This window comes from Thermogemmatispora sp. (assembly GCF_019683755.1).
Taxonomy (GTDB): Bacteria; Chloroflexota; Ktedonobacteria; order Ktedonobacterales; family Ktedonobacteraceae; genus Thermogemmatispora.
Genome location: NZ_JADGHT010000129.1, coordinates 1 through 11,998 on the forward strand (window position 1 = coordinate 1; position 11,998 = coordinate 11,998).

Genomic DNA, 11,998 nt, shown 5'->3' on the forward strand with positions numbered 1-11,998 from the left:
GGCCTGAAGAATCTGGGCCACCTTGAAAACGACCTTGTTATCCATCGTCCCCCCGTAGAGCGGATGCGGATGACAGACCAGGGAGACGTAGTGTGGCTTGACGCCCGCCTCCTCGGGCTTCAGAATGCCTTCAAGGCGGCCCAGTGGTGACGGTATGTCAACATGTAAGATCTGTGCGATAACATCCCCCGCCTTTCTAGCCTGAAAATAGAGGACTACCCATAGCGAGAGTCGTCACTCTGATAGTATAGCACGAATCTTGCGTCCGCTACAGCTATGCTACTTTATGCGCTGTGCAGATTGATAGCTCCAGTGCCGACATCCAGGCGCAAAAGGGCGGTTGGCTGCGGTCCACTGCCGGGTACCAGGGGCCCGTAGTAAGTGGCAGAACCAGCATTCAGGCTCACCTGTATCGGGAAGGCGCTCACGATCTTGCCGCTGTTCACATAGGCATCGAGCAGCACAGGCGTTGAGGCAGGCAGAGTTATGTTCAATTGGCCAACTTCGCTATGGATCTCGAAGAGCGGCCTTGCGCCCGCCACAGTGCGCGTATCAAGCGCCCCATTGAAAGTTACCTGGCCATTGACCGTACGCAGGTTGCTGCCACTGGTCAAAGTTGCCCTCTCAACGGTGATATTGCCCGCCTCATTCTTGACGACGAGCACGCCACTGAGGCCCTGAATGTGGACATCACCTACAGCCAACTCGACATTCAACTGGAAAGGAGCGGTCCCCTGATTGACCTGAGCTGGCAACCGGAAGCGCAGATCAACGGAGTCGTTGGGGCCGTTCAGACTCTCGCTCTGCGGAAGTGTTGCCGTGACCTGGAGGCTGGTTAGTCCTGGCTGTACCTGAACGCCGATGCGCTTGAACTCCTCATCGGCCTCGGCCTGGCCGCCCGCCTTCGTTCTCTTAACGATCGTCAGCTCCGGCACAGAAAGGTTTGCGTCGGTGAGAATGTCAACGCTGCCAATCTGGCTACTGACTCTGAGCTGCTGCAAGTTACTGACCGGTATCGTCTGCTCGTCCGTCTGTGTGTAGGTGCTTGTGGTCGGCCCCAGCACCGGCAAGGGACTGCTTCCAGTGACGCTACGTAGGGCAGCGAGGATGGCCAGGGCGATCCCCAGCAATAACAGAAGGATAGCCACGCTGCACCCTGCCAGAAACCAGAGCCAGGACGGGCCACGGCCCCTGCGCTGTTTCCGGCGTGTCTCTTCCTCTGCTCTCTCTCGCCACCAAGCAGCTTCTTCTGCCCCATTCGTGACCAGGAGATCTTGCTCCTCGCTGTCCATCTCTCTCAGGTCTTCTTCTTCCCGCTCCCATCGGCGCCTCACTCTGCGCCTAGGCCTGAGCTGCTCCCCCTCCGCCTCCCAGTCATAAGCTTCATAGTCACCGGCGCGGGCACGGTACCGCTGTTGAGAGCGGCGCGGGGGTGATTCCTCAAAGGCCGGCCAGGTGTCCTCTTCCGGCTCCTCGGGCCAGCGCGGTCCTTTGCTCTCTCTGCTCATAGCTGATCCCCTTCTCTTGTCTCTGGTGCCGGGGCGCCCTCGCTCCAGTCTGATTGGACCTTGCCAGTCATCACTCGGGCGGATGCCCCAGAACTTTGCTCATCTCTAGAGGGAGTACGCTTGAAGAAAGCCACGGGTTGGCTCTCGCGAAAGGCTAAAGCAGGAAGAACAGCCAGCAGGCAAAGAACACCAGCTACCAGGAAAATGGTCGTATAGACAGTATGGGCCGCCTGAATCAGATAGGCCGTATAGGCGCGCAGGTAGGCAGAGCTGAAAGGAGCCGCTCCCGCTGGGGGCACGAATGCAGCAGCCAACGCGCGAAAATAGCCCAATCCCCAGGAGGTGAGCGCCGCCAACCCTAAGATCATACCGATCATACGCAGCATGGTGACCAAAGCCGCCGCCAGCCCAGCCTGTCGGGTCCGCGCTGCATCGAGCGCTATCACCCCGATTGGCGCAATGACCAGGCCGAAGCCCCATCCTCCCAGCAAGGTGCTCAGCGTAATCTGGTTCCAATCCACGCGCAGCGGCCAGAGATGCATCAGCCAAAAAGCCGCTGCTGCAAACAGCAGACCGCCAACGGCCACCGGACGGCTCCCCAAACGCCCACATAGCCATCCCCCCACCAAAGCCCCTACAGGGATCATAGCCGTCAGCCGCAGCAGAGCCAGACCGCTGGCAAGCGCCGTCTCTCCAAGGACCGTGGCGACAAAGATGGGGATATCCACCATCGCAATGATCAGCGCCGCCCCTACGAGCAAACTGACCAGGGCCGCTGCCACAAAAGAGGGGCGCCGAAAAAGCCGCAGATCTAGAAGAGGGGCACCGCGGCCAGGCAACGGCAACCGATGTCGTTGCTTTCCGCCCGTAGCCTCGCTCACTCCCTCCCTAGCTGGCACCCCTCGCTGTAACAGTAGCTCGGTAGCAACCAAAATCAGCAAGAGCAGCAGCGCCAGGGCAATCAGGAACGGATTGCCTTGTGTACCTGTGGCCTCGGCCTGACTCTGAACCTGCAGGCTGGACTGGCCTGCCGTCAAGAGCGTTGCCTCCTGCGCCAACCCCAGGCTCAGACAGAGGAGCATCGCCCCCAGCAAAGCAGCCCCCAGTAGATCAACACCTGCTTGCCGGGCAATCCCCAGCCTGTGCGCCGGCTCGCGTAGAAAGAAGGCCAACGGCAGCATCAGCAGGGCCACCAGCGGCAGATTAAGAAAGAAAATAGCGCTCCATCCCAGCGTCTGCGTAATCCAGGCCCCATAGAGGGGACCAAGCACGCCTCCGGCTTCGGTAACCATCCCAATCAGTCCCAGGGCCGGCCCCAGGCCACGCCTACCGTAGTAGTCGCCAGCGACGGCCATCGCAATGGGAACCACAGCCCCACCCCCTGCCGCCTGGACAACACGCGCACCCACCAACCAGACCAGACCAGGCGACCGCGTATCAATGCCAAGCCCCTGTAAGAAGCTTAGATCATTCTGCTCTCCAAGCCAGGGCGCCAGCCCACAGACCAGGGAGGCAAGGGCAAAAAGGGTCAGGCACAAAAGCAGCAGGCGCCGTCTTCCATAGCGATCAGCCAACTGGCCCAGCAGCGGCATGGCAATTACATAGCCTAGCAAGTAGCCGCTAATAATCCAGGAGGCGCGGTCGACCTGCAAGATCGGTATCTGCAGATCGCTGATCATCTGCGGCAGCGCCGTGACCACAACCGTTTGATCGAGAGCCGTCAAGAAGACAGCCGCGCAGACAAGAATCAGCGTCAGCAGAGGCAACTGCCCAGGCATCTCTGCCTGGCGGTGCCCGGCATCGGCAAGAGAGCGCACTCATCACCTCCAGCGCTGGCGAGGAACCAGCGACCCTCAGCAGGCATGTCAGACAACTGGTGCACTAATCGTAATCGTTTCATTGAACCTTGAAAGCTTCAACGTGCGCACGGTCTGGCTCGTATCGCCATCGGCAGCCACCCCTGTCAGGCGGATTTGACGCGGCAGCTTATCGCTCTGGCCAATCCAGACAACGGCATCCAGCAGCGAGCCGGCGCGCGCTTGGTCTCCCAGAAGACCGCGTAAATAACTGGCGTCAAGCTTGCCGGAGATCTGCCAGCAGGTCACACCGTCGATAGTGCTCTCACTGGGGGTCGAAGGATTGCGAATCTGCCCCAAGAGGGCAGCAATACCAGTCCGCGAATCAGAGAGTACGCGCGGATCTGGCAAGCCGCTGATTGTTTGCCAATGTCCGGTAAAGGGATCAGTGATGTACTGCTTTTCCCCTACAACAATGATTCTCACCTGCATGACAGACCCCATTAAGGAGGCGCTGGCCTGAGCCTGCAAGCGGTCGGGGACGACCAGGTCGCCATCGGCGTTCTGAATCAGAAGACCAGTCCCGCTGCCAGCATGCTCGACCTGGAGATGAAAATGATAGGCCTGAACCTTCTGCATGGCGGCCTGCGCCTGGGCCAGCAATTGTCGTGCATCCGGCACCGGGCTACCACCACAAGCTGACAGCCAGAACGCTATCGCCAGCCCGACGAGCATGACAGGCCAGCGCCCGGGCAGATAGCTCTTCATCTTGCTAGTACGGTGGCTTGCTGGTTCATCCGCCAGCCTCTGGCGTCTGCAGTGCAACATCTGTGCCTCCTGACCATGTTTGCAATGCAGCATCCTACGCTGCTGCTAACGATTGTACCAGCTACGGGAGCTGAAGGTAAGACAGCGATCAGGCTGGTGCTCACTGTCTCCCCAATACGAGAGCGCCAGCCCACAGAGTTGCAGACGTTGAGCAAGCTGAGCAAATGGCAGCCCTTTTCAAGGAGAGCGCTGCAAGCTATAATTACCATGCAACGACAGGCAATACGTCAGCAGGCATGAAGGAGCAATTCATGGCTGAGAAGCCGCGTTTTCGTGTTCGCTTCTGGGGCGTGCGCGGCAGCTACCCAGTACCAGGAACACAAACGCTCCGTTATGGTGGCAATACCGCTTGCGTCGAGGTGGACGCCAGCGGGCGTACACTGGTGCTGGACGCTGGCAGCGGCATCATCGCCTTGGGCGATTCGCTGCTGCGACGGAGCAATGGCCATGCGCTTCACATCGCTCTGCTGATCACCCATGCTCATGGTGATCACCTGCTGGGATTGCCTTTCTTCGCCCCTCTCTATGAACCAACGGTCAGCATCGATTTCTTTGGGCCTCGCCTGGCTGGACGCGATCTCGATGAGCTTGTTACTCCTGTTATGTCGCCACCGTACTTCCCTGTCGATATAAGACGATTACCGTCGCGGCGAGCTTTCTACACGCTGGAAGATAACATGTGGATCATTTGGAAGCCCGGCCGCCAGCAGCCGCTTCTGTTACAAGAAGACCAGATTTCACGTGAGCCAGGCCCCTTGCCGCTAGAGGTCCGTGTCCACGCTCGGTTTACCACCCTTCATCCTCAGAATGGCTCGCTGCTCTATGCTATTGAGCATGCAGGGCGCCGCCTCATCTACGCTACTGATCTAGAGTGGGGAGAGGAGTACCCGAGCGACATGCTGGCCTTTTTGGATCGGGCTGATCTCCTCATCCATGATGCTCAGTATACTCCCGAAGATTACAGTCATTCGCGGCGCGGCTTTGGCCATAGTACCTATGAGATGGCGGCTACGGTGGCGCGGCTGGCCCGGGTAGGCGAGCTAATCCTTTTTCATCATGAGCCAACCTATGACGATCAGAAGCTAGAGCACATCGAGTCCGCTACTCGCCAGCGATTTAGCCGCGCGCGCCTGGCACGCGAAACGATGGAGATCGATCTGCTGGTCAGCCCATAAAAGAAAGCTACGAAGTTCATCACCGAGGGAGGCTGAGCACCGCTGCATAGATCAGCTTACCAATACATCAGGGTCTGCACCAGTGCCAACCGCGCCTGAAGACGAATGCCAGCCTCCGCGGAGCCTTATACGGAGATCCGACAGCAACTACGAGGAAAGCTATGGAGATGAAAATCAATGTAGTTTTGGCGTTGATGATCGTCATTTCTTTTTTGATCGCCATTGCGCTGCATGAGTTTGCTCACGCCCAAGTGGCGATCTGGCTCGGCGATCCAACGCCCCGGATCGAAGGGCGCTATACTTTGCGTCTGCGCCGCCATCTTGATCCGCTCGGGACCTTGCTGTGCCTTATTCTGGCTTTTTTACCGGTGATCCTAGGACCTGTTGGTCTGGGTTGGGGTCAGCCTGTCAAGACTGATCCTTGGAAGCTGCGCGGCGGACGTACCAGTGGCCCCTTGTTGGTTGCCCTGGCAGGTCCAATTTTCAACCTGCTCGTTGGCCTGGCCTTTGCCGTATTTGCTCGGCTCATCTACCCTGTGGTCTCGGATAACGCTCTGCTGCTGCGTATCCCGCAATTCCTGATGGTCTTCGGCTGCACCAATCTGGCGCTGACCATCCTGAATATTCTGCCGTTTTACCCACTTGACGGCTATCAGATCGTCTACATTCTGCTTCCCACCCGTCAGGCGCTTCAGTTTGCACGCTCTGGACCCTGGGGACCGTTAATTATCCTGGCGCTGTTCTTCCTGGTTCCCTTTGCCGCCGAGATCGCTCAGATGCCAGATCTGTTTCTGGCTCATATCCCTGGTTACATTCGTGAGGGGGCTTACTTCCTGGCCGGCCTCGTCACTAATCTGAGCGTGACGAACATTGACAAAATCTATAGCTTCTGAGTGGACAGGGTGTCAATAGGGCCAATGGGGCGACAACTCTGTCAGGAAAGCCTGAGACCGGGACAGCAGCGGGCGAGCAGGTTATGGCCACTTGCTCGCATCGCCTATCGCCTGAAACAGGTCTGGAATCAGCTTGGTCCTGTTCGCCCTTTGAGCGACAGCGAGCGAGCTGAACTGACGGCGGTCCTGCCTCCCGCCGCGCTTGCTCTTTTTGAGACAATGTCTCCGGCAGACCAGGCCCATTGTCTGCGTGTCTACCGCGGCTTACAGGCCCGAGGCTGTCGCGATCAGGAGTTGCTCACTGCCGCCCTCTTGCACGATGTGGGCAAAGGGGCTGGACGTGTACCTTTCTGGACCCGACCCCTGATTGTGCTTGGCAAACGCCTGGCTCCCCGCTTACTGATGCGGCTGGCGGACTATCCACGGCCTGACCTGCCCCGCTGGCGGCAGGCTCTCGGCTATGCCTGGTGGCACGCCGAAATCGGGGCGACCCTTGCCGCTCAGGCCGGCCTCTCCGAACGTACTGTCCTCTATATCCGCACCCATCACCAGCCAGACGGACCAGCCGCTGAGCTTCACTATATTGACGAGATTTCCTAGCTGGCTGGCCAGGCAGAAACGTCAGCCTACGAGCAGCCGAGCGTAAGAGCGTGCTCTGCTGAGAGACTGATCGGCCAGATTGGGTTAGCTGGGAGCAGGCAGGCCTCTGCCTTCAAGAAGAGACCAGGCGAAAGCGATTGACCCCACTCCCCTTCTCCCTCTATACTGACCTTGCTCCGATCTTCTCAGGGCTAGCTCACTGCGGCTCAGCTCTGCTCCCCGCACCACGGCAAGTATGTCGGGAGCAATGGGGCAGTGGTCGGGCAGATCAATAGCGGCTTTAATGGCGAGAGGCCTTCACATACGAGGTTATTTGGCATGACACAGGACAAGGAGCCTAATGGACAAGCGCACAGAGCGACTACCTCTGCACCTCCCAAGGCTAGCCCAGCACCCGAGCCTCACGGCGCTCAGGCTCAAGAGCAGACCGCTTCTCCAAGAACGGACCACCCAGCGAAGCAGTTTCCGTTACAGGGTGCCACTGAACTCTGGGGACTACCCCAGACCGGCTATATTGTGCGTCTGCCTGTCTTTGAGGGACCTCTGGAGCTGTTGCTTTATCTGATCGAGAAACGCCAAATGGAGATCACCACTATCTCGCTGGTGGCCGTAACTGATCAATATCTGGCCTATCTCCGCCACTGGAGAGAGGAAGAGCTGCCCCTTGCCAACATGGCAGCCTTTGTCTCCATCGCCGCTCGTTTGCTGTTTATCAAATCGCAAAGCCTCTTGCCGCGTAATCCTCGTCAAGAGATCTCAGAAGAGGTTCGTCAGGCAGAAGAGATGGCAGCCGAGTTGGAGCGACATCTAAAGGAATACAAGATTGCTAAAGAGATCGCCAATGTGCTGCGTCAGCGAGCTGAGGCAGGACTCCAGACCTATAGTCGTTCTAGCCTGCTTGCCGGCATTGAGGCTCAACTAGCTTGGACACCGCCGACCTTAGTGGGGCTAGAAGTCGAGGCCCTGGCCAAGAGCTTCCGCCGTCTCCTGGAAGCCCGGCGCCGGGCCGAAGCGGCGGCTAATGACGGCCTCGTACTGCCCTTAGCGCGCGTCCGCGTGAGCGAGCGCATTGCTGTCATCACCGAGCGCCTCCGTATGGTCCCTCGCCTCTGGCTGAGTGAGCTGCTAGAGCCGGGGGCCTCCCGCCTACTGATCGTAGTGACCTTTCTGGCTATGCTCGACCTATGGAAACATGAGCGCATCAGCGTTCGCCAAGAAACCCTTTTCGGGCCTATTCTCCTCGAACGCGGCCCGCGTTGGCAGGAGAGCGAAGAGGAGGAAGCTCAACCCTGGGCCGAGGAAGCGAGCGAGACCTTTTCCGACTCCTCCCTCTAGGTCAAGACCGCAGCCTCGGGCGCTGGCTCTGTTTTTCCTACCCTAAAGGACCAGTCAAGCCACGATGAGATTGGTCGCGCCTTCGTTCCAGTCATAACTTGACAATGGCAGGCTCAAAATTTATACTAAAACAATAGTAAATCCCTGGAACGAGTGCTTGCCAGATAGCAAGCGAGCAAGAAATGGAGAACCTCTGGCGGGGTGCGGCGATCAGCTGCGCCCTGCGCCATTCTAGATAGACACAAGACGCATGTACGAGGGGAGTGTTGTTTATGACGGACGAACCCAGGGAAACCACAGAGAGGCCGCAGACTGAGCCAAGGCCCCAAAGCCCGGAACCAGTGGCTGAGACGCCCCAGCCTCAAACAGAGCAGCCAGAGGCGAGCGCTGTACCTGCCCAGGCCGAGGCGGTAGAGCCGTCCGTAGCTGCCGCTGCTGAGGAGCAGCCTGCTCCTACGCTTGAGGAGCGCGTAGCTCAGCTAGAGGCTCAGCTCGCAGACCTGACGGCCCAGCTCGCCCAGGCTCGCCAGGAGGCTCGTGAGAACTGGGACAAGTTTGTCCGCGAGCGCGCTGATCTGGAGAATTTCCGCAAGCGGCGTGAGCGGGATATTGCCGATCGCGTTCTGCAGCAGAAGAAGGCCCTGTTGAATAAGCTGCTTGAGGTCATGGATAACCTGGATCGCGCGCTGGCCTACCAGGATAGCCTGGATCGTCAGGGTCTGCAGCAAACGCTGCGTCTGGTGGCCTGGCAGATGAATGAGCTGATTCGCAGCGAGGGCCTGACTCCCGTGCCCACTGTGGGCGAGCAATTCAATCCCTATATCCATGAGGCGGTCGAGGCCGTTGAAGACAGCGAAAAGCCGGAGGGCATCGTCGTGGAGGAGGTGCGCAAGGGGTATAAGCTGAGCGATGAAACGCTGCGCCCTGCCCGTGTTAAGGTAACAGTGGCTGCCAGCAATAAGGAGCGGGAACAGCAAGGGGAAGGGGAAGCCTAACCTGAGAGTAATGGGGCTGGGGACCAGTAACCTGATCCGCTCCCGTTCAGCCGATGAGGCTCGGGCCACAACGAGGGCAACCCACTATCTGGGAGCAGCAGAAAACAAAACGCTTACGCGCTGAAGCGTTGTGGCCTTTCCCTATGCTCCGATCCCGACCAACTGGCTCGGCTTTACTTCCCAGCAATCGTAGCAGGCTGGTGGCAACGTGGTAGGGTCCCAACCAAGCCCGGCAGATCCGTCGTGGCTCCGCAAGCAAGCGCGCTGGCAGTGGCTAGCTCCTCTAGCTACTAGTAGCTACTAGAGCCAGCAGCTCTCAATGCAAAAAGGGGCGGACAGATGGAATATAAAGACTACTATAAGACCCTCGGCGTCTCTCGCGGGGCCAGCGCCGATGAGATTAAGAAGGCCTTTCGCAAGCTGGCCCGCAAATATCACCCTGATGTGAACCCGGGTGACCGCTTCGCCGAGGAGAAATTTAAGGAGATTAACGAGGCCTACGAGGTTCTTTCTGACTCGGAGAAGCGGCGCAAGTACGATGCACTCGGCCCCAATTGGCAGGATCAGGTTGCCGGTTTTTCGGGCTTCCGGCGCTCCTCTCCCTATGGCAGTGGGCGTTCAGCGACAATGGACTTTGAGAGCAGCAGTGGCTTCTCCGATTTCTTTGAGGCTCTCTTTGGCCGTGGTGCCCGTGCGCCACGTCAGGAGTTCCGACGACGGGCCGGCGAAAATATTGAGCAGCCGGTCGAAGTGACACTTCGTGAAGCCTACACAGGCGGTACGCGCACCTTCAATATCCAGTCGACGGAAATCTGCCCCGTTTGCCAGGGCGTTGGCGAGGTGCATGGCCGGGCCTGCGCCACTTGTGGCGCGCAGGGCACCATTGTGCGGAGTAAGAAAATCCAGGTCAAGATTCCTCCCGGGGTTGACAATGGCTCGCGCATCCGCGTCGCCGGTGAGGGCCAGCCCGGCATCGGAGGCGGGCCACGCGGCGATCTCTATCTGATCATCAGTGTCAAGCCAGACCCGGTCTTTGAACGCCGGGGCGATGATCTCTATCTGGATATCGATGTTGATCTCTATAAGGCGCTGCTGGGTGGAGAGGCCCTCGTCCCTCTTCCCGATGGGCGGAAGCTGATGCTGACGATCCCGCCCGAAACACAGAATGGGCGGCTCTTCCGTCTGGCGGGCAAAGGCATGCCTCGCCTGCGCAGCGAGGGTCAGGGTAACCTCTATGCTCGCGTGCGCGTGGTTTTGCCTATGCACCTCTCCAATGAGGAGCGCCAGCTCTTTGAACAACTAGCCCGTACGCGGAACGTCGAGGTTCGTTCGGCAACCTAATCGGACCAGATCGCGACAGAGCCGTCTCGGTGCCCACCCTGGCCCGGCAGCCCAGCAACCTCGCCGCCAGCCAGTCACCTTGGTCAGGCTTCCTTGCTAGTGCCAGGATAGGGCCAGGGGCGAACCAAAAGCAAGGCCCGGCTGGCCAGGAGACGCAGGCCTCCTTGTCTCTCCGCTGGTCTGAGCATGGTCCCGCTCGCCTACCTCGATTGCCCGACTGACGGCTTGACCAAATAGAGTCTTTCACTCACGCGTTCACGTAGCATGGCAGGCTGGCCAGACAGCTTGGCTTGCCCCCTGTCTTTCTGTCTGCTCGGCTCTTGCTCAAGCAGGTTAGGAGAGGACAGGCCGGGCAGCGGCCAGGCACGGCCTGAGCACTAGGAAGGAAGGAGGGAGGTACCGTGCCGGAGCGTGAAAATGGTGCCTGGTATATCATTAGCGTCGCGGCTGAAAAAGCCCAGGTACATGAACAAACCCTACGCCACTATGAGCGCCTTGGGCTGATCTCTCCTGCTCGTAAGGGTAACAGCCCTCATAGTCCGCGTCTCTATTCGGATAAGGATATTGAACGTGTCATCCATATTCGTCGCCTTATGCGCGACCTGGGGGTGAATCTGGCTGGTGTAGAGGCGATCCTCCATATGAAGGATCGCATGGAGCAAATGCAGCAGGAGATGGAGCGCGAGATCGCTCGTCTGCGCGAGCAACATGAGGCCGAGACGCGCCGTCTCAAGGAGATTATCCAGCGCCTGCAGCAGGGGCTGTCTTCGCCCTCTTCGTCATCGTCATCTCCATCATGAGGCCGGTCAGACTCACCTGCCAGAGCCGCTGTCTTCCTCGCAAGCCCGAGAGCTTGGGGAGTAGGTCGGTACGTCGGCAGATGGGTTCAGATGGGCCAAAACCTGTCTGCTCGCCTGCCTTGCTACGAGAGGGCCTATCTGTCTTCGCCTGCTTTCTCCGCGGAGCGCCTTTTCCACCTTCAGGTATCTCCTGTCCTGATTCCCATATCAGGCCGTGGGTGGCAGAGATTGCGCAGGCTTCTTCATGAAGAGCGTTGCCAGGCGCTCCGCATAATCTCCCACAACTGGTAGCTTGAGGTAAGAGCCACGATAAGCCATTACCATCAGGAAGAGCCAGGAGAGTCCTCCGACGACCAGAATCACCCCCGTAGCGCAACTGATAGGGAGGGCCAGAATAATGCTGCCCAGTACCGGAATAAGCCCAATGGCCCTCACTACGGCAAAGACCAGGGTTAGCCCACCAAACCAAAGGATCGATTGGGCCGCATGGAAACGCACGAAGCGATTCCTACGCTCCACCAGGAAGATGAAGAGGCCGCTAAAAAACCAGAACAGGTAGCTGAGCAGGGCCTCGCTTCTGGCTTCCATCTTGAGCGCGGTAGGATCAAGAACGCTGGCAGCTCGCGCAACGCTGGCTGGCGGTTGGTAGGTATAATAGTGTTGCTGTTGTTGCTGCTGTTGTTGCTGCTGACCGAAAGGACTGTAACCATAAGGGGAGCCACCTAAC

Annotated in this window: 11 protein-coding genes; 7 read left to right on the top strand and 4 right to left on the bottom strand. The window is 58.8% G+C overall.

From position 1 onward, the window contains the following. Positions 1-284: 284 nt before the first annotated feature. The 3 genes from IRZ24_RS10250 to IRZ24_RS10260 form a co-directional block, all read right to left on the bottom strand. Positions 285-1,508 (bottom strand): hypothetical protein, encoded by a 1,224-nt coding sequence (locus IRZ24_RS10250; protein ID WP_297163493.1) that lies wholly within the window; start codon positions 1,506-1,508, stop codon positions 285-287. Then, positions 1,505-3,286, bottom strand: a complete 1,782-nt coding sequence (locus tag IRZ24_RS10255) for an MFS transporter (protein ID WP_297163496.1) — start codon at positions 3,284-3,286, stop codon at positions 1,505-1,507. Before IRZ24_RS10255 ends, IRZ24_RS10250 begins: the two co-directional genes overlap by 4 nt. Before the next feature lie 87 nt (positions 3,287-3,373). Then, a complete protein-coding gene (locus IRZ24_RS10260; RefSeq protein ID WP_297163499.1) occupies positions 3,374-4,132 on the bottom strand; it encodes an LppX_LprAFG lipoprotein in 759 nt (252 codons plus the stop codon). Positions 4,133-4,383: 251 nt separating this feature from the next. Between IRZ24_RS10260 and IRZ24_RS10265 the strand changes: the two genes are divergently transcribed. The 7 genes from IRZ24_RS10265 to IRZ24_RS10295 all read left to right on the top strand — a co-directional run bounded on the left by IRZ24_RS10265 (position 4,384) and on the right by IRZ24_RS10295 (position 11,271). Then, the gene (locus IRZ24_RS10265; protein ID WP_297163503.1) at positions 4,384-5,307 is read left to right on the top strand and encodes an MBL fold metallo-hydrolase; all 924 of its coding nucleotides are present in this window, start codon (positions 4,384-4,386) and stop codon (positions 5,305-5,307) included. 167 nt (positions 5,308-5,474) lie between these two features. After that, a complete protein-coding gene (locus tag IRZ24_RS10270) occupies positions 5,475-6,200 on the top strand; it encodes a site-2 protease family protein (RefSeq protein WP_297163506.1) in 726 nt (241 codons plus the stop codon). 24 nt (positions 6,201-6,224) lie between these two features. Further along, positions 6,225-6,800: a hypothetical protein gene (locus IRZ24_RS10275; protein ID WP_297163509.1), complete on the top strand. Its 576-nt coding sequence runs from the start codon at positions 6,225-6,227 to the stop codon at positions 6,798-6,800. A gap of 318 nt (positions 6,801-7,118) precedes the next feature. Further along, positions 7,119-8,135: a segregation/condensation protein A gene (locus IRZ24_RS10280; RefSeq protein ID WP_297163512.1), complete on the top strand. Its 1,017-nt coding sequence runs from the start codon at positions 7,119-7,121 to the stop codon at positions 8,133-8,135. A 272-nt stretch (positions 8,136-8,407) separates the two neighbouring features. After that, a complete protein-coding gene (grpE, locus tag IRZ24_RS10285) occupies positions 8,408-9,130 on the top strand; it encodes a nucleotide exchange factor GrpE (RefSeq protein ID WP_297163515.1) in 723 nt (240 codons plus the stop codon). Between the two features lie 339 nt (positions 9,131-9,469). Further along, a complete protein-coding gene (locus IRZ24_RS10290) occupies positions 9,470-10,471 on the top strand; it encodes a J domain-containing protein (protein ID WP_297163518.1) in 1,002 nt (333 codons plus the stop codon). Positions 10,472-10,872: 401 nt separating this feature from the next. Beyond that, complete coding sequence (locus IRZ24_RS10295; protein ID WP_297163521.1) at positions 10,873-11,271, top strand: MerR family transcriptional regulator; 399 nt, start codon at positions 10,873-10,875, stop codon at positions 11,269-11,271. 207 nt (positions 11,272-11,478) lie between these two features. Here the strand turns inward: IRZ24_RS10295 and IRZ24_RS10300 are convergent. Continuing rightward, a partial coding sequence (locus IRZ24_RS10300) for a hypothetical protein (RefSeq protein ID WP_297163525.1) occupies positions 11,479-11,998 on the bottom strand: 520 nt, incomplete at its 5' end.

Bases quoted from the DNA above. Each gene is read 5' to 3' on its own strand.
- IRZ24_RS10250 (WP_297163493.1), bottom strand. From the start codon at position 1,508: ATGAGCAGAGAGAGCAAAGGACCGCGCTGGCCCGAGGAGCCGGAAGAG.
- IRZ24_RS10255 (WP_297163496.1), bottom strand. From the start codon at position 3,286: ATGCCTGGGCAGTTGCCTCTGCTGACGCTGATTCTTGTCTGCGCGGCT.
- IRZ24_RS10260 (WP_297163499.1), bottom strand. From the start codon at position 4,132: ATGTTGCACTGCAGACGCCAGAGGCTGGCGGATGAACCAGCAAGCCAC.
- IRZ24_RS10265 (WP_297163503.1), top strand. From the start codon at position 4,384: ATGGCTGAGAAGCCGCGTTTTCGTGTTCGCTTCTGGGGCGTGCGCGGC.
- IRZ24_RS10270 (WP_297163506.1), top strand. From the start codon at position 5,475: ATGAAAATCAATGTAGTTTTGGCGTTGATGATCGTCATTTCTTTTTTG.
- IRZ24_RS10275 (WP_297163509.1), top strand. From the start codon at position 6,225: ATGGGGCGACAACTCTGTCAGGAAAGCCTGAGACCGGGACAGCAGCGG.
- IRZ24_RS10280 (WP_297163512.1), top strand. From the start codon at position 7,119: ATGACACAGGACAAGGAGCCTAATGGACAAGCGCACAGAGCGACTACC.
- grpE (WP_297163515.1), top strand. From the start codon at position 8,408: ATGACGGACGAACCCAGGGAAACCACAGAGAGGCCGCAGACTGAGCCA.
- IRZ24_RS10290 (WP_297163518.1), top strand. From the start codon at position 9,470: ATGGAATATAAAGACTACTATAAGACCCTCGGCGTCTCTCGCGGGGCC.